The sequence below is a fragment of the Deltaproteobacteria bacterium genome (assembly GCA_016874755.1).
Classification (GTDB): domain Bacteria; phylum Desulfobacterota; class Binatia; order UBA9968; family UBA9968; genus DP-20.
Genome location: VGTH01000003.1, coordinates 83,875 through 109,064, shown reverse-complemented (window position 1 = coordinate 109,064; position 25,190 = coordinate 83,875). Strand labels below are relative to the sequence as shown.

Sequence of the window (25,190 nt, the reverse complement as noted above, 5' to 3'; positions counted from 1 at the left end):
TTCGGTAATATGGAGAACCCACTGGAAGATAGGAATCGATCCCTGATGGCCGACTACATTAAAGAACACTACGACTTTCCGCTAACCAAAAAGAGCGAACATAAGCCGCTCCAGGGTGTGCGTGTGATCGACGCCGGCAACATGGTGGCAGCGCCGTTTGCAACCGTCCTGTTGGCCGATTTCGGCGCCGAGGTGATTAAGATCGAGCACCCTAAATATGGCGACGGCCAGCGCAAGCTCGAGCCGATTATGAACGGCATCCCCCTGTGGTGGAAATCGGTGGCGCGCAACAAACGCTGTATTACGCTCGATTTGGGCAAGCCCGAAGGGGCGGCGATCTTCAAAGAGCTGGTCAAAGGGCAGGACGTCGTTGTTGAGAATTACCGCCCGGGTACTTTTGAGAAATGGGGCATTGGCTACGACGCACTGCGAGCCATTGTCCCGAAAATAATCTTCCTGCGCATCTCCGGCTTCGGCCAAACTGGGCCCTATAAGAACCGCGCCGGCTTCGGCCGGGTTGCTGAAGCGATGAGCGGCTTGACTAATCTAATCGGCGAGCCCGACGGTCCGCCGATGTCGCCGGGCTATCCCTTGGGCGACTTGATCGCCGGCATTTTCGGTTCCCTCTCGGTGATGATGGCGCTTTATCACCGCGACGCCCGCGGCGGCGAAGGGCAGGTGATCGACCTGGCGCTTTACGAAGCGGTGTTTCGTTTCTTGGACTTCGACCCGATCCAATACGATCAGATGAAAACCGTCCACATGCGCACCGGCAACCGGGTCGCCTACGTCGCGCCCAGCTCCATGTTCAAAACCAAGGACGGCAAATACCTCACGCTGGCGGCGAGCACCCAGAACGTCTGGGAGCGGCTGGCGGAAGCGATCGGCCGCAAAGACTTGATCACCAACCCGAAATTCATCGACAACCCCGCGCGCGTGGAAAATTCCATCGAGTGCAACGGTCTGGTCGGCGCCTGGATCGAACAGAAAACCCGCGACGAAGTAATCGAACACTTCGACAAGTTCGGCGTCGCCTACTCGGCCGTTTTCGACATGGAAGACGCCTTCCGTGATCTCCAATACCGCGCCCGCGAAGCGATGGTGCGCGTGCCCGACCCCGATCTCGGTGAAGCGATCGTGCAAAACGTCGTGCCGAAAATGTCCGGCACCCCGGGTTCGGTGGATTTCCTCGGGCGGAAGCTCGGTGAAGATAATGAGGCGATTTACTGCGGTGAGTTGGGGATGTCGAAAGAAAAGCTGAAAGATCTCACGCAAGCAGGCATCGTTTAGGAGTTTACCCACCACGAAGACACGAAGTCCACGCAGGTCGGAGAGAGAATTGAAATTTCTTTTCTTGCCTTCTTGATCGTGGTGCCTTCGTGGTGAATGTTTTTTTCTTTGTCTTACCGAATTCCTTTCCGTTCAAGAAAAGCTTTAAATCCTTCGCGCGGCGAATTTGCCTTCAACTTGCTCTTGCGCGCGTTGTGTTCGGCATCGAACATCTCACGCCAAGCCATGCCGACGTCGTCGTCGACGAGTTTTTTGATGCCTTGAACCATGCGCGCGTCGTTGGCGGCGATCAGATTGGCCAACTCCAAGGCGGTCTCCGCGAGCTTTGCCGACGGCACGACTTGATTTAGCAAGCCTATCTTCTCCGCTTCTTCGGCGCGCACGGGGCGGCCGGTGTAAAGCAATTCTTTAGCTTTCGGCATGCCGACCACCAGCGGCAGGGACCAGGTCGAGTTGGCGCGGCCATATTTTGCGGCAAGAAATTGGATCTCGGTGTTCTCGCAGCCGATGCGGATGTCGAGCATGGTGGTTAATTGCGCGCCGGCGCCGTAGGCGATGCCGTTGATGGCGCCGATGATCGGCTTTTGAAACGTCGCCAGGTGCCAGTTCATCTCGCGGCGCAGGTCCGTGCGCGCGGCCATCTCTTCGGGTGTTGACTTGATCATTTGATGAATATCGCCGCCGGCGGAAAAAGCCCGCGGGCCGGCTCCCGTGAGAATTACGACAGCTACGTTGTCGTCGGCTTCGATGACTTTTAATTCTTCGTCGAGATCGCAGGCGAGCTCGTAGCTCATGGCGTTGAGCTTTTCGGGGCGGTTGAGAGTGACGACGGCGACTTTGCCTTTGCGTTCGGCGAGAATATTTAGATAGCTCATGGCGTTACTCCTTCACTGTAGTGCCGCATTACAACAGAAAGCCGCGAGCGGCGCAATTGAGATTCGGAATGCCTCGCGCCAAGTGCCCAAAGGCCGCAATGGATTACCGAGTGTTCGTCCCAACGTTTGCGTGCTTTGCCTCTTTGCGCGGGAAATATCCGATTCCTCAGTCGCGAATGTCCTGCAGGAACGGATCGGTCGACATTTTTAATCCCACGCCTTTCTCCTTGGCTTTCTCGTAGGCTTTCGCGGCGACGGCGGCGAACTGAAAACCGAGCAATCCCAGATTGTGAAAGAAGGTAATTTGCTCCCGTGATGCGCGCCGCTTCGAGGGGTCGTTCAGCAGATCGCACAGGTCTGGGTAGTTCACGAAGTCGAGATTGCTCACCGACCGCTTCGGGGTGCGCGCTTGCTGCTCGGGAGTGCCGACCACCCACGACGCCCAGCCGTGCTGCCGCTCGGACTCCGCCATGCCGCCCTTGGCCCCGAAAGTTTCGGTGCCGACCTGAATGACGATGTCGCAAAGTTTGACGATGTCCCAGCTAAATTCTTTTGAGCTGCAATTGGCCAGGTGCATGCCTTTTTCGATCCAGCCAGTGTCGGTGACCACGAGTTTGTTGGAGTCGGTGCAAGTGGTGACAATGTCGGAGCCGCGCACCACCGGTTCGGCGCTGTCATAGGGCTCGACGGGAATGCCCAGTTCCCGCGTCATTGCGGCTGCGAATGCCTCTCGATGTTCTTTCGTCGGACTGTAGACTTTGACTTTCTTGATATTTCGCACCGCGCAGAACGCCGGCAGGTAAGCGTGGGCCATGCCGCCAGAGCCGAGCAGGCCAATGACACTGGCATCTTCGCGGGCCAAGTAGCGCACGCCCAACGCCGCTCCGGCAGCGACGCGCAGGTGATGTAAGATGCCGTCGTTCATCATCGCTAACGGCTCACCGTTGCGCGTGCTGAAGAGCATCAAAAACCCACTAAACGTGCCCGGCTCAACGCAGTGCAATTCGTCGGTTCCCTGTGGCGTCCAGGTGATGATGTCGGACTTCATGCGGGTGCAGAAAACACCCCAGGGCTCGATGGGGCCCTCCATGCTGCCCCAGCGGTAGTAGCCGTCGTCGCGGCCGCAGGGCACCCAGACATCGGTCCGCGGCCGCGAAACCGCAGCGCCGCGCGCCAGGGCGTGGAACGTTTCGTCGAGTGCGTCGATGCAGTCTTGCGCGGTGATGAGCTTGGCGATGTCAGAGTTGCTGAGGTAGATCATTTTATTTCTCCGGATCGGCGGATTTGGAATGTCTCGCGCAGAGGCGCGGAAGACTTAGCAAAGTTCGGAGACACCAGGGCTAACGGTACAACCCGTCGATGTAACCGCTGCGGTCGAGCTCTTCCAAAAATCTGGTGTCGATAAAATCTTTTGGGTCGGCGGTTTTGGCCGCGGGAATCTGATCCGCTAGTTCGGCGAACACCGCTTTGAATCCTTCGATGGACGGGTAGGGCTTGCGCGGCAGGAAGCTGCGCAGCACTTGCACGGCTTCTTCTTGTTCGCGATCCTGTTGCAGGCGGATGTAGCGGCGAAACGCCTGCTTGGAAATCTCGGTATGGGTGTGGGCAAGATGAATTCCTTCGACCAGCGATTTTACGACTCTGCGCGCGATATCCGGCGATTTGGCTAACTGGGCACGGGTCGTTACCAGGCCGGTGTGCTGGAAGGGGATGTTCATCTCTTCCATGTTGGCGAGCAAACGCATGCCAGAGTCTTGGGCTCTTTTGTGGTCCGGCGGTTCGACGATGGTGGCGTCGATGGTGTTGGCGATTAAGGCCGCTATGCGCGTCGGCGCGCCGCCGACTTGGATCAGCGTGAGGTCCTTTTCCGGATTCAAGCCGAGCCTTGCTAGTAGTAAGCGGGTCGCGCGATCGGCGCCGGCGCCGAAGCGCGACACGCCGACTCGTTTGTTTTTGAGATCGGCTGCCGAGCCGATCTCGGGCCGGGTAATCAGACGATACAAGAGCTTGTTGAGAAAGCCCGCAACCATCACCACATCGGCGCCTTGCAGCTTGGGCGCAGACATCAATGACCCGGTCATCTGGCCGAAGGCGATGTTGCCGGCGATCAGGGCGCGCTGCACCAGCGCGCTTTCGAGATAGAGCACCTCGACGTCGAGGCCGTTTTTCTCGAAGAGCTTGCCTTCCTTGGTGATCCACAACACCGACATGGCCACCGACGGCGCGCCGTAGCCGATGCGCAGTTTGTCGGCGGCGAAGCTTGGCGGCAGAGCCGCGACGAACAGGAACAATAGGAGGGACAGCGCGAATGGTTTATGCATGTTTACGGCGCAGCAAGTTTTTTGAGAATATTTACCGCTTCTCTTGGCGCTTTCAGAATCGACGCCACGATGGTTGCCGCTTCGTCTCCCGGCACTAAGCGCGGCGCCGCTCCCTGGCTTTTGTTCCACTCGGTGAGAAAGGTTTGATCCTTGCCCAGCGCTTGAAACGCTTGCCGCAGGTCGGCGACGAGCGCGGTGGGCGTCCTTGGCGCAACGGCGATCATGCGCGTCAGCGAATAGCCGCCGATCAACGCCTTCTCCGCCTGCCACGCCGGTCCCGAGGGCTCCCGGCCGTGGAGCATGCGATAAGCTTCCGCGATGGACGGCACATCGACGCCAAGCTCTTTCCAAACCGGGTCTTTGACGATGCCGCCGCTGCTGTCGAGAAAGCCGTTTTGATAGAGCATCGTCGTCCAACCTTCGCGCACCCAGGGCAGCACCGCGCGCGAAATGCCGACGGCAGTTTCCTGGGTGAAGTTGACCTCGCCGCGCTCGTAGGCGAGGCGGATCGGGCCGGCGCCGCCGTAGCCGGTGACGTAATTGGGATTCTTCACGCCCAGTAGATTCATCGCCGCCAACATCGAGACATCTTTGATCGAGCCGTAGCCGGAGCCGCCGATGACGATGGGCGATTTGGGATTCAATAGATCGCGCAGCGACTTCACGCCGGTTTTGTCGCTGCGCACAAACGCGGCGACCGACTCCGAGCTGCCGCCGACGAGCGGCATCTTGGTCATGTCGAACTCGATGCCGGGCAGCTCGATCAATTGGCTGATCGGCGTGCCGGTGGCGAATAACACAGTGAGCCCGTCCGGTTTGGCTTTGCCGTAGACGAAGTTGGCGCCGATGATCTCGCCGGCGCCGGGCATGTTTTCGACGACGATGGTGGGCTGCCCGGCAATGTGGCGCGGCATGTGGCGCATCATTAGGCGCGCGACGATGTCGCTGCCGCCGCCGGCGGCGGAGGCGACGATGACGCGGAGAGTTTTGCCTTGGTAGAAGGGCTCGGCGGTGTGGCCGAAATTAACAGATAAGACTAGGGTCGCGAAGGAAAATAAGATGACGCGTTTTAGCAATGTTCTCTTCCTCTATCTCCGAGTTCCCTCGCCCTTTGGGAGAGGGCTAGGGTGAGGGCTGTTCGAAGCATGACAGGATCGTGCGACAACGCGCCCTCACCTCTATCCTCTCCCAGCAGACTGTGTCGCAATTGTCATTCTCAGCCGAAGGCGCAGAATCTGCTCCATGCAACAGCGCGAAAAAGCAGATCCTTCGCTTGCGCTCAGGATGACAAACCCGGCAATTTTGCGCATTACGACACAGTCTCCAGAGGGCGAGGAAGCAAGACGGGCTGGCTCCCTCACGAGGTCAACAATTTCGCCAACACCGCCACATCCGGCGCCTCTTCCAGATGCAGCGCAACTTCGACGGCCCGATCAATCTTCTCCGCGCCCAAGGGTTTCGCTGCATAGGTCGCCATGCCGCGAAAAGCTTTGACCAATTCTTCCGATGTCACGGGGTTCTTGGGATTGCCTTTGGGATGAATGATTTTCTCGCTCAAAACTCGGCCGTCGTGCAGCACAATCCCGACAGTTTGCGGCTTGACGTCCATCGGCCCTTTGTCGAACTCCGGGGTCAAAATGGTTTTCACGCGCGCCGCCAAATCGAGAACCGCGCGGTCGCGGAGCTGCGCCTCGGTAAAGTTCTCCAGCGACAACCCGCCGCTCAGTAAGGTCGCGGCGACCGTGTAAGGAATGCTGAACTGGGCGTCGACGACACCTTCGGGCTTGTGCTTTTTTCTTTTCTCATCTTCGGTCCAGCCGCCCACCGAGCGCATGTCGCGCTCGCCGATCTGCACCAGGACCTCTTTGATGTCGTCCGGTTTGATCTTGTGTTTGCGCAGCAGCTCCAGGCAGGCAGTCACGGCACAGTGGGTGTAGCGGCAGGAAGGAAACGGCTTGGGGCCGACTTCGACGATCTCAAAGCGGCTGCCCAATTGATCGAGCAGCGCGTCGTAGTCGCCTTCCTGCTGATAGAAGTTTTGGAAAAATCCCGCGCTGCCTTGCAACACTTCGCCGCTCGCCGGATAACCGGCGCGGGCGAGCAGAGCGGCGACGACGCCGCTTTGGCAGGCAAAGCCCACGCCGAGCCGTTTGCTCAAGCTTGGCGCCACGGTGCTATTGCCGGCAGTGGTGGAGCGGCAAAAGGCAATGCCGAGCGCGTCGTGCATGGCTGCGGCATTCAAGCCGAGAATCTTGCCGCAAGCCGCCGCCGAGGCGAACGGCCCCAAGGCGATGGCGCGCGAATGCACCGGCTTGGGGTTGGTTGCCAAGCCGAGGCGAATGCCGAGATCGACGCCAAGGCAAACCGCGGCGATGAAGTCTTTTCCGGAAACTGTGCCGACGCTCTCAGCGAGGGCGAGGGCTGAGGGCACGACTGTGACACTCGACTTATAAGCGATGCGGTCGTCGTTGATGTCGAGCTCGCGGCTGTGCCCCATGGTGGCGTTGACCAACGCCGCGCCGGCGGCGGGCAGTTTGTCGCCGGTGACGAGCACGCTGGATTGGCCGTTGTCGCCGTGCAGCGCTTTGGCGCCGGCGAGAGCTTGCTTGGCTCCCGGCGCGCTCGAACCGGCGAGAATGGTTCCCAGGGTATAGAGGATATGTTCTTTGGTCGCGCGCAGCGCGTCGGCGTCGAGCGCCGAATAGTCTGTGCGCGCCAGATATGCCGCGATCTGTTTGGTCAATGTGCCGGTGCCGATCATGATAAACCTCTAGACCGAATTATTTATGCTCTTGAAACACCAACGATACTGTCGATCGGGGTGGAACCCTGGAGGCGCGAAGGCATCAGCGCAAAGCTTTCGTTTTGTTTGCCACTGCTTGAATTTAACTGCGACCCTTGCATCGCCAGTCGCAAAAAGCGGGCGACCGCCGGTCGCCCTTATATCGCGGCGTGAAAGCGATGCCCTGTTGGCTTCGCTGCGGAAGGGTTTCACCTCGATCGACTTCACACCGTGAATAGTTCGGGCTAGACCTTTCGATTGGAACATGTTCAATTCGCTAATTCCTAGTCACGCACCCCTTCAACCCTTCGTTCATGCCGCGGTCCCATTGTTGTTCGTAGTCGGGCAGTTCGTTCAGCAACAGGATGTCGTCATAGGTGCCGTGGCCGGAGCCGATGCGGCGTTCTGGGTGAACGCACTCGCGGCGCGGCATCGGTAGATTGTACTTCTTCCAGCTCTCGTAATAGTTGCCCATTAATTTCAGGTAGTATTCCAGCGGGATCGGCGGCTGGTCCCACTGCGAGCCTAAGTTGGACCCCGGCTCGCGGCGCCATTGGTTGAAGCGCGGGATGACGCCATGTTTCATCATGTAATCGACGCCGTCCGAAGTCGACTTGACCGCTGCGTCGACGGTTTCGAAGCCGTAGGGCTTGGCCATCTCGACGCCGCCGACGAAATTGGGCCGCACGTTGCCTTCGCCGAAAACGTCGACTTCGTCGAACAAACTCTTCACCCAACCGTCCCAGCCGACGCGGCGGTTTTTACCCGGATTAATCCATTCGAATAAGCGTTTTTCCCAGACCTCCATGTTGGAATGATGGCAGTCGACGCCGGCGGCGCGATATTTTTTCATGGTCTCTTTGTCTTGGGCGTTACTTTGCAAATTGACGTAGCGGCGCGGCCCGCCCCATTTGAGCGCCGAGACGTATTCGGAATAGAAATCGAGCTCGTTCTTGCCGTGCAGGGTTTTTAAGATCGTCCCGCCAGTGATGAGAAAGTCGATGGGCGGGGTGAAGCCGACCTCGTCCGTCGCGTCCTCTTGGATCGAGCGCGCCACTTCTTCCATATACTTCACCGGTTTCACCGGCGCGTTGAAAGTAAAGTCGTGCGACTCCTTCATCTGGCGCGCGTTGATGTTGATATCGCAGAAGCGGCACTCTTCGTCCGGGCCCCAATATTGGCAGTTGCGAAAGACCGTGACGAAGTAGCCGAAGGCGATGATCTCGTGATAGGCGGTGCCGTCGTCGAATTTGCGCGTGTAATATTTGAGCGGTTTGGGAAACGACACCGAGCAGAGTTCTTTGCCGTTCAAGAGCAGCTTGGGCTGACCGTCGATGATGTCGATGACGTAGGGCGAGCTGGCATCGAGGGTCGTCTGAATGCTGACCGGGCGCAGCCCGTACATACCGCCGCGAATGGTAAACCACTCCGGTGTCTTGCGATGCTCCTTGCGCTTCATGTCCTTCATCGCCATCAGGTCGTAGGAAAACAAACGGTAGGACTTCACTAGCGCTTGGGACGCCAACTCCAACGCGGCGTCGGTGAACCAGTGGCCGACGCGCAAAAGATCGTGCTTCAAAATGATCTCGCGCGGCAGGTGGCTATAGCCGCGGAAGTAGTTCTCGATCTCGTCGATCTTGCGGGCGTTCAACGCTTCGGCGACTGCTTCCATGGGCGGGTTCCTTTCGCTGGCTCATTTTGATGGCAATGAGCTTGTTGATTCAGGCCAATCGGGCTTAAGGCAGCGCGATATCTCGTTGACAACTTCTCTAGTGCAATGTTAGACCCCTGTCAACGAAAAGATCAGTTCATTCTTGTTATCCGGTCGATTTAGAGGAGGTTTTTGCGATGGCCACGATTGACGGCGATGCCCATGTAATGGAAGGACCGCGGACCTGGGAATATTGCGACCCGTCGGAGCGCAAGTTCATGCCGGTGCTGGTCGATCCTGGCGCGGGCGCCGACCGGCAGTTCTGGCTGATCGACGGTAAGATCCGCGGCCATGTGCGCCACGTGATCAAGCCCAAAGATTTCCAGGCGCTGGCCGCGGCCAGCGGCCGCGATATGGTCGTGCCGCCGGAGGCGCAGCATCTCGAAGACGTTCAGGCGCGCATCCGTCACATGGACGAGATGGGCATCGACATTCAGGTGATGTACCCGACGATTTTCATCCAGCAGGTGACCGACAAGCCGGAGTTCGAAGTGCCGATCTGCAAAGCCTACAACCGCTGGATGGCGGATGTTTGGAAGCAGGGCAACGGCCGGCTGCGCTGGGTTTGCGTGCCGCCGCTGCTGAGCCTGCAAGACGCCATCGACATGCTGCCCTGGTGCAAAGAGAACGGCGCGGTGGCGGTGCTGATGCGGCCCTTCGAGGGCGACCGCCTGATTCAAGACCCCTATTTCTATCCGCTCTACGAAGCGATGACCAAGCTCGATCTGGCGGTGGGCATGCATATCGGCAATGCCAACCCCGATATCACCGACACGACGCGGCAGCGGGTTGGCTACGGCGCCGGTTTTTGGAGCATGTCGACCAACACGGCCGGCGCCTGCCACGCGGTGATCACGAGCAAGCTCCCCGAACTGTTCCCCAAGCTGCGCTTCGGCTTCATCGAAGCGTCGGCGCAGTGGATTCCCTGGGTCTTCAAAGACATCAAGCGGCGCGCCGAAGGGCGCAAGCTGCCGGATAATTTTTTCGAGACCTATCGTCTCTACGTCTCCTGCTACAGCAGCACCGACGACATCGAATACATCGCCCAGTACTCGACTGAAAACGTCTTGATGACCGGCACCGACTACGGCCATGTCGACATGTCGGTGGAGATCGACGCGCTGCGCACCTTGGAGAAAAATGGCAAGGTGCGGCCAGAGCTGGCCAAGAAAATTCTCGACGACAATCCGGCGCGGTTTTACGGCATACACTGATTGACCGAACGGTTGGCGGCGATGGAAACCAAGCGCGTGCAAGCCACCGTGCTGGCGCCGCCGGCCATGTACCAGGCGCAGATGCGCGGCTTCAACATGCTCGCCGATAGCGGTTACTTCGACAGGCTGTATAAGAAATAGCGCGTGCCGGATGCTGGCCTGCGCTAGCGGCTGGTGAAAAACTCGTAAGAATGCTTCGGCAGGCTCAGCATGAACGGGTTGTTCGCAACGATCTCAAGCTCCGATCCGTTCGCCCTGAGCTTAGTCGAAGGGCTCCGAAGAGTTTTTTTTTAGCAACCTGCTAGTCTAGGAGATGCTCATGTCACGGACGAAACTCATAGCTCTCACCATCGCCGCTGGCTTTCTCATCGGGACCGCTGCGGCGATGGCACAGCAGAAGCCCAAGCTTCGGCCGCTTCACATCGCGCTGGCGAACAATTCGGTCAGCATGACGGCGATCTATGTCGCCAAGCATCTCGGCATCTTCGAACACTATGGCTACGACGCCCGCGTGCTCGTGCTCGAACCGCGCGCCGGCATCGCGGCGCTTTTGGCGGGCGAGTTGGATTTTTACACTGCCATCGGCTCGACGGCGCGGGCGGCGCTGCGCGGCGTGCCGGTGCGGGTCGGCTTGGTGGCGCTCAACCGTTCGGATTTCATGCTGGTGGCCAACAAAGAGATTCAATCCATTGAACAGATCAAAGGCAAATTCGTCGGCGGCTACACGCCCCAGGGCACGGTGAACGTGATTCTCGCCGAGATGCTGCGGCGCAAGGGGCTGCGCAACGAAGATTACAAAATCATCAACTCGGGCACCGCGCGCGCGGCGGCGCTGATGAGCGGCAACGTGCCGGTGGCGCTGGTCAATAGCGTGGAAACGGTCAAACTGGTGAAGCAGGGCTTTCATGTTTTGGCGCGCGCCGCCGACGAATTGGAAATGCCGCAGAGCGGCCTGGGCATGGGCATCGCCTCGATCCAAAGTAAGCGCGAGTTCTTGCGTCCCGGCGTGCAAGCCGTGCTCGACGCGATTCGCGTGGTCGTCAATCAAAAAGACAAGACGACAGGTGTGCTGATGAAGCAATTGTCTTTGACGCAAGACGAGGCTAACTTCGTCTACGACGCGATCAAGCCGGGCTGGGCATTGGACGGCCGGCCGACGCCGGGTTCGCTGAAACTCGACGCCGAGTTGTCGGCCCGCGACATGGGTTTGAAGGAATTGCCGCGGCCGGAGCAGACCTACGATTTTTCGCTGTTGGATGAAATCGGCAGGAAATAAGGCGCCGAAATCTGCGGTTATCGCGTTAGGAGCGCACAATGAAAGCTCTGATGTTTTTCCTGGGAGCGGTGGCTTTCCTGATCATCCAGGTTTCGTCGGGCGATGCGCAGCCAAAGGCCAAGCTGCGGCCGCTGCGGATTGCCTTGCCCAGTCATTCGGTCAGCTCCTCGCCGGTTTACCTCGCAAGGAGCCTGGGCATTTTTGAGAGCTATGGTTTCGAGCCGCAAATCCTCGTGCTCGAGCCGCGCGCGGCGCTGGCGGCGTTGTTGACCGGTGATCTGGATTTCTACACCGCGGCGGGAACCACCGGTCGAGCCGCGTTGCGCAACGTGCCGGTGCGGGTCGTGATGGTGGCGATGAATCGCTCGGACCAATGTGTCGTTGCCGCCAAAGAGTTTACTTCCATCGAGCAGCTGCGTGGTAGAACCTTTGGCGGCTACACCGCGCAGGCGTCAGCCAATATCGTGCTGATCGAAATGCTGCGGCGCAAAGGGCTCAAGCCCGATGACTACACAATCCTCAACATCGGCACCAACCGTGCCTCGGCGCTGCTGGCCGGGCAAATTCCGGCGGCCGTGCTGACGGCGGTGGAAGCTGCGCGTCTTAGCCGCCAGGGGTTCCGCGTGCTGGCGCGCGCGTCCGATGACATTGAATTATCGTCGGGCGGATTGGGCACCGCCATCGCCAGTTTGCAAAACAAGCGCGATGTCATGCGTTCGGCGGTGCAAGCCGCTTTGGAAGGGCTGCGCATTGCGGCCACTCAAAGAGACAAAGTGATGCCAGTCTACATGAAACAGTTTGCGCTAAACAGCGAAGAAGCGGGCTGGTTGTATGACAACGTGTCCAAGTCATGGGCCGTCGACGGCAAACCTTCGGCAGCCGCCAACAAACTTGATTTCGAGCTGACGCAGCGCGACATGGGGCTGAAAGAACCGCCCAAGATGGACCAGATCTATGATTTCTCGCTGCTCGATGAGATTGCCAAACGATAAGTAGAAGCTAGTGACACGGAAATAGCCAGGAGGATTTATGCGGAGTGTTTTTGAGCTCGTTATGCGAAAAACGTCAATGTCGATGTGCCTGTTGGCAATGGGGCTATTGGGCAACGCTGTCGCATGGGCAAACGACAACCTCATCGCCCATTGGCTTACCGCGCCGCATCGCACCAAGGCCAACGTGGTGCGCGATGGCTATCGCCATCCGGTGGAAACGCTGGCTTTTTTCGGCGTCAAAGAAACCAGCACGGTGGTCGAGATTCTGCCGGGCAGCCGCGGATACTATCTGGAAATCCTGGCGCCGTATTTAAGGGCGCGTGGGCTTTACATCGCGGCCAATCGTGACGAGCTGGCGGCGCCCCGTTATCTGGAAGATCATCAAAAATTCCTGGCGCGTCTGAAAGAAGATCCGCCGCTGTTCGACAAAGTGCAGGTCACCAAATTCAACGCCGACATGCACGAGATCGCCAAGCCCGGCAGCGCCGACTTTGTCCTGACGTTTCGCAACCTGCACAACTGGGTCGAGCGCAACGAAGTCGACGGTGCTCTGCGGGCGTTTCACAAAGCGCTGAAGCCGGGCGGCGTCTTGGGTGTGGTCGACCACCGTGGCCGGACAAGTATCCCTCAAGAAGCGCAGATGACATCGGGTTATGTGCGCGAAGACTACGCTATCAACCTGATCGAGAAGTTTGGCTTCAAACTCACCGGTAAGTCGGAGGTCAACGCCAACCCGAAGGACACCAAAGACTACCCTGACGGTGTTTGGACGCTGCCGCCGAGTTTTCGCTTGGGCGATAAAGATAAGGCCAAGTATCAAGCCATTGGCGAAAGCGATCGTTTTACCCACCGTTACGTAAAGCAGTAAGCAGGCCGAGTTGGGTTGGCCCTGGGTGTCGATTTCGCCCTACAGGGCTGAAGCTCTTCGGAGCCCTGCGACTGAGCTCAGGGCGAACGGTTCGGAGGCCGCGCGCTTGCGCTCATGGGTAACGGTTGCAGTTCTGCTGCGATTTATGGCTAGATTGCGTTGATTTCCGAAGGAGCGAAACGATGATGACCCAATGCTTCTTGTCCTTTGCGCTCGTGCTCGGTTTCGTGCTTGCGCCACAAATCGTCGGCGCACAGCGGCTTACCGCCGGCTATATCTCCAAAGATTTGAACTACCTGCCTTTCTTTATCGCCCAGAAAAAAGGCTTTCACGCTAAAGAAGGCATCGCGGTCGACCTGGTGAACATCGGCCGCAGCGACATTCAGCTGCAAGCCATGGTGGCCGGCGAGCTGCATTTCGCCAACATCAACGCGGACAACATCATCATCTGGAACGAGCGCACCAATGGTAACTTGAAAGTTGCCGCCGGTTCGAGCAACGCCGCACCGTATTTATTGATCGGTGCCAAGAACATCAAGCGCGTCGAAGATTTGAAAGGACAACGCATTGGTGTCAACAGCCTGAGCGGCGGCGCGACGTCGATCTTGGTCGCCTATCTGAGAAGCAAAGGGCTGACGCACCCGCGCGACTATTCCATGTCGGTGATCGCCGGCGGCACGCCGGCACGCTTGAGCGCCCTGGAGAGCGGGTCGGTGGCGGGCGCCGTGCTGGTGCTGCCGTTTTCCGACATCGCGGTGGACAAAGGCTTTACCAAGCTGGGCGACACCAGCGAAATCATTTCGCAGTACCAATTCAACAACATCAACATCAATCCCGGCTGGGCCGAGAAAAATCGCGCCGCGGTCGTGAAGTTTATCAAGGCACATATACAAGCCCTGCGCTGGCTGCACGATAACCCGGCGGAAGGCGCGGATTTCTTGAACAAAGAATTTGGCTTGCAAGCCGTCTACGCGCGGCGCGGCATCGAGTACTACACCAAGAACAAGGTCTATCCTTACAACGGTGATGTGACCCTGACCGGTTTGAAAGCGAATATCGACGTGCAGGTGCAGGATGGCATTATCAAAGGCACGGTGCCGCCGCCGGAGAAATATATCGACTTGAGTTACCTGCGCCAGGCGCAAAAGGAATTGGGGATACAGTAGTAAACCCAGCGAGGCGATTATGAGCTATCCACTGCTCGACGCCGACTCCCATGTCAGCGAACCGTTGAACCTTTGGAAAGAACGTTTGCCGGTGAAGTATCGCGACATCGCGCCGCAGATGCATACTGAATACGAAGGCAAACCAGGCGCCTGGTGGTGGATCGAGAAAGATCGCCAGCCGCACAACGTCATCCTCGGCTTTGGCGGCAACAAAAGCGTCGATCAGATCAAAGAATTATTGAACAACTTTTCCTACGCCGGCGCGCACAAGGGCGGCTGGGATCCGGTACAGCGCTTGAAAGATATGGACCAGGACGGCGTGGCCGGCGACGTGCTGTATACAACGCTGGGCTTTCGCATGTTCTGGATCAGAGACGCGGCGTTCCAGCGCGCCTGTTTTTCGGTCTACAACGATTGGCTCGCCGAGTTCTGCGCCCATGCCCCGAAGCGATACAAAGGGTTGGCGCTAATTTCGCTGCACGACCCGAAGCAGGCCGCGAAGGATTTGCAGGAGTGCGCCAAGAACGGCCTGGCCGGCGCCATGATCTGGGCGTCGCCGCCGGACGGCATGCCTTTTTACGCGGAAATTTATGATGATTTCTGGGCGGCGGCGCAGGACTTGCGCATGCCTTTGTCGATTCACGAATTCGCCGGGCTGCGCTGGGTCGATTGGGACTCCAACGCGCAGAAGCGCTTCATCGCCGGCGCGATCAACTCGCACGAAGCGGAGGCGACCTTTGCGACTCTGATTCTCTCCGGCGTCTTGGAACGATACCCGGGTTTGAAAGTCGTCGCGGCGGAATTGAACTGCGGCTGGCTCGCCTACTTCCTCCATCGCATCGACGGTCACGCCGCGACCCGCGCGCTGCGCGTGCACGGCAGCGCGTTTGAAACCCGGCTGACGATGTCGCCGCGGGAGTATTTTAAGCGTCAGCTCTACGCGACATTTATCAACGATGACTACGGCATCGCGCATCGCCATGAGATTGGCGTGGGAAATATTATGTGGTCGTCGGACTTCCCGCACAGCGCGACCTTTTGGCCGCACTCGCGCGAGAAGATCGAAAAAGATTTCGCCGGTGTGAGCGACGAAGAGAAGCGCAAGATGCTGTCGGAGAACGCAGCGAAGCTGTATGGGTTTTCTTTGGATTGATTCTTGGCATCCCCCCTTTGAAAAAGGGGGGATTTTCGACGCGCAAGGACAAATCCCCCTCAGTCCCTCTTTTCCAAAGCAGGAAGCAAAAATCCACTCGTTACCGCGTCGTGGAAAAGCAAAATGGACCTAACCAAAACCGCGGCCTATTCAGACAAAACTCCCTATGACCTCTGGCAAGAGCAGGAACAAATACCGATCCTGCGCGGCCACTGCGTCGAAGATTTAACGACAATCGCCGTCGCGCCGTGGCAGCGCTTGGGTGTGCGTGGCACGTTTATCAATCTCGTCGGTTCGGGGCGTAGCTGCGGTTCCTACGTCTGCGAGATTCCGCCCAAGGGCGAGACCCAGCCGCAACGCTATCTATTTGAGCAACTGATCTACGTCGTCAAAGGGCGCGGCGCGACGACGGTGTGGAACGACGGCACGAAAAAGCAGAGCTTTGAGTGGCAGGAAGGCAGCTTGTTTTCGCCGCCGTTAAATACTTGGCATCAGCACTTCAATGCCCAGGGCAGCGAGCCGGCGCGCTTTGTCGCTTTGACCGATGCGCCGCCGATGATCAATCGCTTTCGCAATCTCGACTTTGTGCTGGGCAATGCATTTTCGTTCATGGACCGCTTCAGCGGCGACGACAGTTATTACAACGGCAAAGGCAAAGAGATTGTCGAATATCGTACATGGGAGTCGAATTTCGTTCCCGACGTGCGCGATTTCGGATTGCGCGATCGCAGCGCGCGCGGCAAGGGGGCAACCGGGATTCGCTTGCACCTGGCGGCGAACACCATGAGCGCGCATCTGGAGCAATATCCATCGGGCGCGTATCCGCGCGGCCACCGCCACGGTCCCGGCGCGCATCTGATTATTCTCTCGGGGGAAGGTTATTCCTATCTCTGGGAGGAAGGGCGGCCGCGCATCCGCATCGATTGGCGACCGGGAAGTTTGCTGGTGCCGCCGGCGAATTGGTTTCATCAACATTTCAATCCGGATAACAAACCGGTGCGCTACCTGGCGCTGAAACCCTGGGGATTTACCTACAAGGTCGAAGATTTATCCAAGACCGATCAGGATATCCGCGTTGGCGGCACGCAGATCGAATACAAAGACCAGGACCCGGCGATTCACGAAGAGTTCAAGAAAGAGTGCGCCAAGCGAGGGACGGCAGTCACGCTGCGATTTTAGCGAGAGGGTGACTCAAGAAATATTCTCGCGCAGAGGCGCGGAGGCCGCAGGGTTCGGAAACCAAATTTTTCTCTGCGCCCTCTGCGCCTCTGCGCGAGATCATCTTTCGACAATCGAGGAGAAGCACATACATGATCACACTGACCGTGGGGTTTTCGCGCAATCCGCGCCTGGAGCCGCTGTTTCAGGGGGCGGTCAAGCCGCAGCATATTAATCTGGAATTTGTCTACTGCCCGCCGGGCGATCTTTTTTATCGCAATCTGCGCTACGACGAGTTCGACGTTTCCGAGATGTCGATCTCCGATTTTTTGATCACCCGCGAGCGGCGCGACGGGTCGAAATGGCAGTGGAGCGGCCTGCCGGTGTTTCTCTCCAAGGCGTTTCTCTGGTACACGCTGTCGGCCAACACCAACAGCGGCATTGAAACCCTCGCCGACTTGCGCGGCAAACGGGTCGCGGTGCCGGACTATCCGATGACCGCGGCGGTGTGGATGCGCTCTTTTTTCAAAGAGCTCTACGGCATCAACACCAATGAAATCACCTGGTACAACGGCCGGACGAAAGACTTTAGCCACAGCGGCGTGTTCGGCTTCGACAAGGAACCGCCGGCGGGGATCACGCTCAACTGGTTGAACGAATCGCAGACCATGGATCAAATGCTCGACCGCGGCGAGATCGATGCTGCCTATGGCATACGCGCGGTGACGCGCAAAGAGTCCTCCGGCATGAAACCGATCGATCGCAACGGCGGCACGCAGATCGACGGCAACCCGCGCATTCGCCCGCTGCTAAAGGACGGCGGCCGGCAAATTACCTTGGACTATTTCCGCAAGACCGGCGTCATGCCGTCCAACCACATGGTCATCGTCAAGAGCGCGATCTTGGAGAAGCACCCGTGGATCGCGCTGGAACTTTTCAAAACCTTTCAACGCAGCAAAGAGCTTTCCTACGAATGGGCCGCGGAAATGAGCAAGGCCCATCTGATGTTCGACGGCGAAGATTTGAAAAAGCAAAGCGAGATCTATGGCGCCGATCCGTATCCACTGGGATTGAAAGCCAATCGCAAAATGCTCGAACTGCTGGCGCGCTGTTCCGTTGAGCAGGGCTTAACCAAAAAGCCGGCGAACATCGACGAGCTATTTTTCCCGGTGGTGCGGGATACCTAGCCCGGATTATTCATCGCTGCGGCGCGATCGAAGTGAAACCGTTCCGGAGCGAAGGCAACAGATATCCGCTTCGACGCCGCCTTGTAGGGGCGACCGGCGGTCGCCCTGCTCTGCGAATCGCAGTGAAAAGGTCGAAGAGATGCCAAGCATCGGCGAATTAAACCGAACGATTTGCGCTGATGCCTGCGCTCCTCCAGGCTTCCAGCTGTTCGGACGTTGAATTAAGCCGCGGTTGCCGTAAGTTGCGGCAAACACCGCGTTGCTAGGATGACTCTCCAGCCTCCCACCAAGCACGGATTGCGGCGATATCTTCTGATTCACCGTGTAGTTTAAGCTCACGCTCACCCGAGCGAATGACGACGCGACTCTTGGAGAACCAGCCAAAGTCCAGTTCATATTCCTCTGTATCGCAGGGGATTTTGAGCTCATCGTCGGTCTTTGTGCAATGCAGGGTGAGCACGTCATCTTTGATTTCTGCTTGCCACTCATAGTCGCGAAACAGACCCCATTCGACAAGCTCGCATTGACAATACATATCTCTGCGCTGAAGCTCGGTGTCACCGGTTGGGTTAGGTTGCTGTTTGGTTTGGGCTTCTTCCTGAAGCTGTGCGACGCGCAGCTCGATATAGCGAAGTATGGCCTGCTTCTGATCGCCCTTGGTTTCGACCAACGCTTTCGCCATGACGCCGGGGCGCGGTGTGCGCGAGGCGATCTCGCCGGCGGCGATCTCGTAAAATGTTTCCTCGATTTTGTCCATGGGGTTGCAAGCGATATTACACTGCCGACCGACTGTCGAAAATAGCTCACCGGCAGGATTGCGACTTCCGTTAACACCTTCAGAGGATGCCATCGACAAGCCCAGGACGAACGGATGCGAAGTTGAAATTGTTTAGGTTTTTTTCTCGCTGCGGAATAGCGACAAGAAACAAGCCACAGCGCACAACCCAGCGGCGCCGACGAAGACGTCTTGGAATGGCGAAGCGCCTGCGGCTTGGGCTGGGTTGGCGGCGCGCCGCCAATCGAACAGCATGCTCCAGCCGCTGGCGCCGGCGACGATGCCGAGCGGGCGCATCATGCTGGCGATGCTGCCGGCGACGCCTTGTCGATTGCGCGGGATCGAGCCCATGACAAAGCTCATGTTGGGCGCCTCGAAGATGCCGAGCCCCAAGCCGACGACCACGAGAGTCATTGCCAGTGGAATGTAGCCTGCTTGCGCGTCGAGTTGCCCAAGCAGCCAGAGTCCGACTCCCTCCACCGCGAGGCCGAGCGATGCCAAGAGCGCCGTGCCGATGCGGTCGGACCATTTTCCCGCCAGCGGTGCGGCGGCGATGGTGAGCACATAGGTTGCCAGCATCAATGAGCCGCCGACGGTCGCGGGATAGTGCAACACGTTGATGAGATAGTAGGGGAGCAGCAGGCCGATGGCGAAACGGGCGCAATTGGCCATCACCGAAAGCAGGTTGGCGATGACGAAACCGATGTTGCGAAACAGCCGCAGGTCGATCACCGGCGCGGGGCTGCGCTTCTCGATGACTAGAAAACCGATGAAGCAGGCAACCGCGCCGCAGCTCAGAGTTACAACCAGGGGCGCCGACCATCCGAGCGCGCGGCTCCGGCTCAAAGCGAGTAGACAACCGGCGACGCTGGCGGCGAGTGTCAGCGCGCCGAGAAAGTCGAACCGTTGCGCTTCTTGGGGCTTGGTAGGAGCGGGACATTTTGTCGCTGCCAACCAGGCCAGCAGCAGCGCCGGCGGCAAGCGAAACAGAAACGTCGCCCGCCAATTGAAGCCATCGACGAGCATACCGCCCAGCAGTGGACCGACGGCGTAGCCGACCGCAGTGCTCATTTGATAAATGCCCAAGGCGCGGCCGCGTTGCTCGCCCGGCACAGCGAGGGTCACCAGCGCCGGTGCGCTGCCGAAGATCAGCGCAGCGCCCAGACCCTGGACGATGCGACAGGCGACGAGCCAGCTGTAGTGCGTCGCCAAGCCGCAGCCGGCGAAAGCGACGGCGCTGATCAATAATCCCCAGGTGAGTAGTCTACTGTGGCCCCAGCGATCGGCCAGCCCGCCGCAGCCGAGCAGCAAACTTCCGTGGGTCAAAACATAACCGATGACGACCCATTGAATCGCCGTGACGGGCAAGGAAAATGCCGCGGTGATCGACGGGAAACTAATATTGATGGCGCTGTCGAGCGAGCCTAGGTGCGCGCTCAGACAGGCGACGACGACCGGATACGCAAGCAGCGGTGAGTGGGTATTGCGCGACAGAGCGAGTCTCGCTTGCCGTTAGATTCGAAAGAACTGTTTCGGGTTTCGCGTTTTCCTACTGGGTTGGCGACAAGTTTGGCTAATGAGAAAATACGAGTTCACCGCGAAGGCACGAAGGACGCGAAGTTCGGAAAAGATTTTCTTCTCCTATCTTCGTGATCTTCGTGCCTTCGTGGTCAATTCTTCCCATGGCAAAAAGCTCAGATCAATCAATTGCTGCACGGTCAAATTCTTCGCCTTTGGATTATCTTTGGCGATGTCGTCCAATGCGAGCTGCTTTCCTTTAATACTCGGTTTGCCGTCGTCGGGCAAAGCCCGAGCCCGCTGGTTGTAGTCGAATTCTGCGATGGAGCGGTCGTGGGTGCGCAGCCGCTTCATGGTTTCGCGGATGGCGACTTGTTTTTGCGTTTTGCAAAAGCGTACGCTGTCGAGGTAGCTCTTCATGAAGCGGCGCACGACGTCGGCGCGGCTCTTGAGCCTCTCTTCGCGAGTGATGATCGCGACCTGCTGATACTCGATATCTTTTTCGATGAAATCGAGCAGCAAGTTCAAACCGCTTCTCTGGCCGATCCGCACCAGGCCGAGGGGTCCAAGCTGCGGCCGACTAACGCCTGCATTGATAAAGTTCCGCCGCCGATAAAAATAACTTCGACGTCGAGCTGGTTCTGTCTGAGGACGCCGGCGTCGCGGGCGATGGTGAACAGCACCGATTCCGCGCTAGCCGGCGAGTTGGTGCCGACGCGGACCGTGGCGACCTGCGCCGCGCATGGCGCGGCGCATGAAATTAGGAAAGCGGAAACGAGGAAAGCGGAAACAAGAATAGTCGGACCCATCGCAGTCTAGCCGTAAAACAAACCATGCACTCTGTCAATTGCAAATGGTTGCAGCGGTGGCTTGAGTTTGCCTATATAGAACGACGGATCCGCATTTTTAAACGAAGGGTTCAGGAGGTTTTCAATGGCAAAATTGCAATTTCTCGACCCGCGCGCGGCGGTGAACACGAAAAGCCGCCCGCTAGTGCCCGGATTGGACACGTTGGAAGGCAAGGTCATCGGCATCATTGACAATGGCCAGTCCAACTCGACGGCGATGTTTCAAGAGTTGGCCAAGTTGATTCAAGCCAAGTACGCCACCAAAGAAGTCTTCTTTAAAACCAAGCCGAGCCACATGCAGGGCGCACCGAAGCCGATCATGGAGGATTTCGTAAGCCGTTGTGATGCCGTCATCACCGGCTTGGGCGCTTGAGGGTCGTGCACGTCGTGGAGTGTCCACGACGCCATCGAACTACAAAAGAAAGGAAAGCCGACGGTGACGCTATGCCAGTCGATCTTCATGGAACTGGGGCGCACCGAGGCGAAGTTTTTCGGTTTGCCGGATCTGCCGTTGATCGAGATCCCGCACCATCCGAGCGGCGGCGCGCGGGCCGGTGAGCACAAAGCGGACGCCGAAGGGGCGATTGGTTTGGTGTTTGAGCGACTGACATTGGCTGGGCCCGTCAAACAGGCAAAGGTTGGATAGCGGCAAACGTTAGCGTTGCTATAGGAGGCAGATATGGCTGATTCGCTGCGCTACTACATCGCTCACAATGGCGGACTTAAAGTCATGGAAAACCGCGGCGGTAGCTTCAACACCGTCGGCGAGTTTTTCCAGGGCAAGACGCTGGAACATATCATCGGCGGCGTGAAGCGGCCGGAGCTGCTCTTCGCAGCCGTCGCCTTCGATGCCGGCTACCGCTCGGAAGACGGCGGCAAGAGCTGGACAAAAATCATGGACGGCGACGTGCGCACGTTCACCATCGATCCGCACGACGAGCGCGTGGTCTACATGGGCATCGGGCCGATCCGACTATTTCGCAGCGAAGACGGCGGCAAGAAATTCGAGCCGCTCGACAGCATGCTCGATTTCGGCGAAGAGGTGACAAGCCAATGGGGCGTGCCGGCGCAGTTGAAGGGCATCGAGTTTCCCCACGTGCGCCATATCTTTGTGCATCCCGACGATCAGAATTTAATCTGGGTTTTGTTGGAGCATGGCGGCGTGCTGCTCAGCCGCGATCGCGGCAAAACCTGGTATGACCGCAGCATTGGCATCGACTACGTCGATATGCACTACATCGAAAATCTGCCGGGCAGCAAAGAACGCTATTTCGTTTCGTCGGCGCGCGGCTTTTTCCGCACCGACAATTGCGGCGAGCACTGGCGGCGCGCCGAGACCGGCATGCCCTGGGCATTCACCGAGTTGCACAGCTATTCCCACGAGTGGCACTTCATGCCCGGCGGTCGCATGGTTTTATGCGGCGGCAAAGGCTCTCCGGGTGTTTGGCGGCGCGACAAGCATACGCCACTGGGACATATTCTCTTGAGCGATGACTATGGCGAGAGCTGGCGCATCACGACCAAGGGATTGGAAAAAGAGAATCCCTGGATGCCGTGGGTGCTGGTGCACCATCCGACCGACAAGAATTCGCTTTTCTGCGGCATGGGCGATGGCGCGCGCGGCTACGGCTTCGACGCGCGCATCACGGGCAAAGGCGGGCTGTATGTGACGCGCGACCGCGGCGAGTCGTGGGAGCCGGTGCTGCAGGATACGCCGTCGGTTTTGACCGCGTGGGTCGCGGCGAATTGAAGAATTCGGAATATCTCGCGCAGAGGCGCGGTGGGCTTAGAGGTTCGGAATAGGTAACCGCAAAAAGCCCGGGTTTCGGAAATCGGGCTTGATCAACCGGAAAGAACGCAGAGAACGCAAAAAAGATTTGTAGGGGCGACCGGCTGGTCGGCCCCTCTTTGTATGTAGCACAAGGCTGAGGCATGAAGCGATTCATTGTTGGTGCGATCCTTTTTAGCCAGTTGCTCGCGGCTTCCTTGGCCGGCGCGCAAAACAAAGTCCGCCTCAACTGGGGCGCCATCAGCGGTGTGATGGGGGCGATCTGGACGGCGCAGGAAGAGGGCCTGTACAAAAAACACGGCCTCGACATCGAATTTATTCACATCGCGTCGACGTCCAAAGCCATTCAAGCCATGCTCGCTGGCGAGATTCACTATACGACGGCAGATGCGCTGAATAGCATACAGGCGGTCGGCGCCGGCGCAGACTTGGTGATGTTCTGCAAAGGTATCAATCGTTTTGTGTTCTCGATCATGGCGAAGCCGGAGCTGAAACGGCTCGCCGATCTGAAAGGCAGAAAGATCGGCATCACGCGCATCGGTTCATCGACGCATACGGCCGCGTTGTTTGCCGTCAATCGAGCCGGTTTGGCTGCCAATGAATATTCCTTTTTACAGTTGAGTGAGGTGCCGAATATTTTGACGACCTTACTCGCCGGTCAGATCGACGCCGGCGCGTTGTCGCCGCCGACCAGCAGCCGGGCGAAGAAGGCAGGCCTGGTCGAGTTGCTCAACCTCGGCACCGATGGGCCTGAGTATCCATCGACGGTCATGGCCAGCACTCGGGCTTACGTCAAGGCCAATCCGGACAACACCAAGCGCATGGTGCGCGCATTGGGGGAGGGGCTGCACGTCTTTAAGACCAACAAGACTGCCGGCATTCGCGCGCTCCAGAAATATTCGCGGCTCACTGACATCGAGGTGCTCGAAGACGCCTACAATCAATACAGTGCTGCTTTCGACTTTATTCCTTACGTGAGCCGTGGCGGGATCAACACTTTGATTGCGAGTCTCGGCGAGAAGGACCCTAAGATTCGCGCGTTGAAATACGAAGACGTGGCCGACATGCGCTTTGTTGCGGAGTTGGAAAAGGAAGGGTTCTTCAAAAAGCTTGGCCAGAGATAGCGCGTAGGGTGCGCCGTGCGCACCGGTTCAGATAGTGCGCACGGCGCACCCTACGGAATTGACGATTCGGAGTGATTCCAAGAGAATAGTGTTCATGGGGACATTAGGAGGCAATTTGATGAAACGGAACTGGTTGCTCATGCTGTTGGCTGCGCTTGCATTCGTAGGCTGCGCCTCGGGGACCCCTATGAAATTGACTGAGCCGCAGACTATTCGCTTGAACGTTTTTCGCGTCGATGCGGCGACGGTGGTCGGCCAGGCCAAGGATGTCTTTGCCGAAGAGAAACTTACGATCGATGCTTCGGTTACGCCCAACTCGACCGCGCAGATGCGCGGGCTGAGCCAGCGAAACTACGAAATGGTTTCCACCGCCTTCGACAACGTGCTTGCCTGGTCGGGACGAGAGGGCGCGGAGCTTGTCGCGGTGGGGCAGATCTCGGATTACACCGTGCTGCCGATTTTTGTCCGCCCCGAGATCAAGAGCTGGAGCAATTTGAAGGGCAAGAAGTTGGCGGCGGATGCTGTGGACACCGCTTTCGCCTTGGCGTTGCGGCGGGTGCTCTTGGCCAATGGTTTGGACCTGACCAAGGGCGACTACGAGCTGGTTGCCGCCGGCGCCACCGGCGCGCGTCTCGACTCGATGATCAAGGGTGAAACCTTTGCGGCGGTGTTGAATCCTCCCGTGGATGCCAAGGCCCTCGCCGCCGGCATGCGCCGCATCGGCGATTCAAAAGCGGTTTTGCCTGACTACCCGAACACGGTCTTTGCCGTCAATCGCGCTTGGGCTGAGAACAATCAGGCGGCCATCCACGCTTTCTTGCGCGCATGGCTCAAGTCGGCGGCCTGGGTGAGGGAGCCGGCAAATCGCGCCGAAGCGATCAAGATCGTCGGCGAACGTTTGAAATTGAATCCCAAACAAGCCGAAGATGCCGTCAATGAAATATCGGCCACCGGTGATTTGAATTTGAAGGGCCTGCAAACCGTCCTCGACCTGCGCAACCTGTTTGGCTTCAAGCTGAACAAGGGCGACAAGCTGGCGGCGTATTACGATGCGCAGTTTATCAACGCCGTGAAGGGGCGATAGATCGGTTACGGGTTTCGGGTTCCGAGTTTCGGGTTGTCGCCCAGAGAACTCGAAACCCC

Annotated in this window: 24 protein-coding genes; 14 read left to right on the top strand and 10 right to left on the bottom strand. The window is 58.3% G+C overall.

Going from position 1 to position 25,190, the window contains the following annotated elements; all coding sequences use genetic code 11:
- Nucleotides 1-9 precede the first annotated feature (9 nt).
- Complete coding sequence (locus FJ145_02810; protein MBM4260351.1) at nucleotides 10-1,290, top strand: CoA transferase; 1,281 nt, start codon at nucleotides 10-12, stop codon at nucleotides 1,288-1,290.
- A 113-nt stretch (nucleotides 1,291-1,403) separates the two neighbouring features.
- Here FJ145_02810 and FJ145_02805 read toward each other — a convergent pair whose 3' ends face one another.
- From FJ145_02805 to FJ145_02780, 6 genes are all read right to left on the bottom strand, one after another.
- Nucleotides 1,404-2,165, bottom strand: coding sequence for an enoyl-CoA hydratase/isomerase family protein (locus FJ145_02805; protein MBM4260350.1), 762 nt, complete (start codon nucleotides 2,163-2,165; stop codon nucleotides 1,404-1,406).
- 166 nt (nucleotides 2,166-2,331) lie between these two features.
- The gene (locus tag FJ145_02800; GenBank protein MBM4260349.1) at nucleotides 2,332-3,426 is read right to left on the bottom strand and encodes an ornithine cyclodeaminase family protein; all 1,095 of its coding nucleotides are present in this window, start codon (nucleotides 3,424-3,426) and stop codon (nucleotides 2,332-2,334) included.
- Between the two features lie 79 nt (nucleotides 3,427-3,505).
- Entirely contained in the window at nucleotides 3,506-4,486 is a 981-nt protein-coding gene (locus FJ145_02795) for an ABC transporter substrate-binding protein (GenBank protein ID MBM4260348.1), read from the bottom strand.
- A 2-nt stretch (nucleotides 4,487-4,488) separates the two neighbouring features.
- A complete protein-coding gene (locus FJ145_02790) occupies nucleotides 4,489-5,562 on the bottom strand; it encodes a hypothetical protein (GenBank protein MBM4260347.1) in 1,074 nt (357 codons plus the stop codon).
- A gap of 281 nt (nucleotides 5,563-5,843) precedes the next feature.
- Entirely contained in the window at nucleotides 5,844-7,247 is a 1,404-nt protein-coding gene (locus FJ145_02785; protein ID MBM4260346.1) for an MmgE/PrpD family protein, read from the bottom strand.
- A 298-nt stretch (nucleotides 7,248-7,545) separates the two neighbouring features.
- Nucleotides 7,546-8,940 carry a hypothetical protein gene (locus tag FJ145_02780; protein ID MBM4260345.1) on the bottom strand — a complete coding sequence of 465 codons (1,395 nt, stop codon included), beginning with the start codon at nucleotides 8,938-8,940 and terminating at the stop codon, nucleotides 7,546-7,548.
- 176 nt (nucleotides 8,941-9,116) lie between these two features.
- Here FJ145_02780 and FJ145_02775 point away from each other — a divergent pair, with 176 nt between their 5' ends.
- The 8 genes from FJ145_02775 to FJ145_02740 all read left to right on the top strand — a co-directional run bounded on the left by FJ145_02775 (nucleotide 9,117) and on the right by FJ145_02740 (nucleotide 17,993).
- Nucleotides 9,117-10,193: an amidohydrolase gene (locus tag FJ145_02775; protein MBM4260344.1), complete on the top strand. Its 1,077-nt coding sequence runs from the start codon at nucleotides 9,117-9,119 to the stop codon at nucleotides 10,191-10,193.
- A 313-nt stretch (nucleotides 10,194-10,506) separates the two neighbouring features.
- A complete protein-coding gene (locus tag FJ145_02770; protein ID MBM4260343.1) occupies nucleotides 10,507-11,469 on the top strand; it encodes an ABC transporter substrate-binding protein in 963 nt (320 codons plus the stop codon).
- A gap of 38 nt (nucleotides 11,470-11,507) precedes the next feature.
- Complete coding sequence (locus FJ145_02765) at nucleotides 11,508-12,461, top strand: hypothetical protein (GenBank protein MBM4260342.1); 954 nt, start codon at nucleotides 11,508-11,510, stop codon at nucleotides 12,459-12,461.
- A 97-nt stretch (nucleotides 12,462-12,558) separates the two neighbouring features.
- Nucleotides 12,559-13,329, top strand: a complete 771-nt coding sequence (locus tag FJ145_02760) for a class I SAM-dependent methyltransferase (GenBank protein MBM4260341.1) — start codon at nucleotides 12,559-12,561, stop codon at nucleotides 13,327-13,329.
- A gap of 182 nt (nucleotides 13,330-13,511) precedes the next feature.
- The gene (locus tag FJ145_02755) at nucleotides 13,512-14,495 is read left to right on the top strand and encodes an ABC transporter substrate-binding protein (GenBank protein MBM4260340.1); all 984 of its coding nucleotides are present in this window, start codon (nucleotides 13,512-13,514) and stop codon (nucleotides 14,493-14,495) included.
- A gap of 19 nt (nucleotides 14,496-14,514) precedes the next feature.
- Nucleotides 14,515-15,648 (top strand): amidohydrolase, encoded by a 1,134-nt coding sequence (locus tag FJ145_02750; GenBank protein ID MBM4260339.1) that lies wholly within the window; start codon nucleotides 14,515-14,517, stop codon nucleotides 15,646-15,648.
- Between the two features lie 123 nt (nucleotides 15,649-15,771).
- On the top strand, nucleotides 15,772-16,827 hold the full coding sequence (locus FJ145_02745) for an ethanolamine ammonia lyase-activating protein (protein MBM4260338.1): 1,056 nt from the start codon (nucleotides 15,772-15,774) through the stop codon (nucleotides 16,825-16,827).
- 131 nt (nucleotides 16,828-16,958) lie between these two features.
- Complete coding sequence (locus FJ145_02740) at nucleotides 16,959-17,993, top strand: hypothetical protein (protein ID MBM4260337.1); 1,035 nt, start codon at nucleotides 16,959-16,961, stop codon at nucleotides 17,991-17,993.
- A gap of 262 nt (nucleotides 17,994-18,255) precedes the next feature.
- On the opposite strand, the gene FJ145_02735 is transcribed toward FJ145_02740, so the two are convergent.
- The 4 genes from FJ145_02735 to FJ145_02720 form a co-directional block, all read right to left on the bottom strand.
- Entirely contained in the window at nucleotides 18,256-18,750 is a 495-nt protein-coding gene (locus FJ145_02735) for a hypothetical protein (protein ID MBM4260336.1), read from the bottom strand.
- A 132-nt stretch (nucleotides 18,751-18,882) separates the two neighbouring features.
- Nucleotides 18,883-20,262 (bottom strand): MFS transporter, encoded by a 1,380-nt coding sequence (locus FJ145_02730; GenBank protein MBM4260335.1) that lies wholly within the window; start codon nucleotides 20,260-20,262, stop codon nucleotides 18,883-18,885.
- 147 nt (nucleotides 20,263-20,409) lie between these two features.
- Nucleotides 20,410-20,814 (bottom strand): hypothetical protein, encoded by a 405-nt coding sequence (locus FJ145_02725; GenBank protein MBM4260334.1) that lies wholly within the window; start codon nucleotides 20,812-20,814, stop codon nucleotides 20,410-20,412.
- Nucleotides 20,811-21,095 carry a hypothetical protein gene (locus FJ145_02720; protein MBM4260333.1) on the bottom strand — a complete coding sequence of 95 codons (285 nt, stop codon included), beginning with the start codon at nucleotides 21,093-21,095 and terminating at the stop codon, nucleotides 20,811-20,813. Before FJ145_02720 ends, FJ145_02725 begins: the two co-directional genes overlap by 4 nt.
- A gap of 124 nt (nucleotides 21,096-21,219) precedes the next feature.
- Between FJ145_02720 and FJ145_02715 the strand changes: the two genes are divergently transcribed.
- The 5 genes from FJ145_02715 (at nucleotide 21,220) to FJ145_02695 (ending at nucleotide 25,131) form a co-directional block, all read left to right on the top strand.
- Nucleotides 21,220-21,507, top strand: coding sequence for a hypothetical protein (locus FJ145_02715; GenBank protein MBM4260332.1), 288 nt, complete (start codon nucleotides 21,220-21,222; stop codon nucleotides 21,505-21,507).
- A gap of 63 nt (nucleotides 21,508-21,570) precedes the next feature.
- The gene (locus FJ145_02710; protein ID MBM4260331.1) at nucleotides 21,571-21,780 is read left to right on the top strand and encodes a hypothetical protein; all 210 of its coding nucleotides are present in this window, start codon (nucleotides 21,571-21,573) and stop codon (nucleotides 21,778-21,780) included.
- Nucleotides 21,781-21,813: 33 nt separating this feature from the next.
- Nucleotides 21,814-22,884, top strand: coding sequence for a hypothetical protein (locus tag FJ145_02705; GenBank protein MBM4260330.1), 1,071 nt, complete (start codon nucleotides 21,814-21,816; stop codon nucleotides 22,882-22,884).
- Nucleotides 22,885-23,066: 182 nt separating this feature from the next.
- Nucleotides 23,067-24,047, top strand: coding sequence for an ABC transporter substrate-binding protein (locus FJ145_02700; GenBank protein MBM4260329.1), 981 nt, complete (start codon nucleotides 23,067-23,069; stop codon nucleotides 24,045-24,047).
- A 94-nt stretch (nucleotides 24,048-24,141) separates the two neighbouring features.
- Entirely contained in the window at nucleotides 24,142-25,131 is a 990-nt protein-coding gene (locus tag FJ145_02695) for an ABC transporter substrate-binding protein (protein MBM4260328.1), read from the top strand.
- The last annotated feature ends 59 nt before the right edge of the window (nucleotides 25,132-25,190 follow it).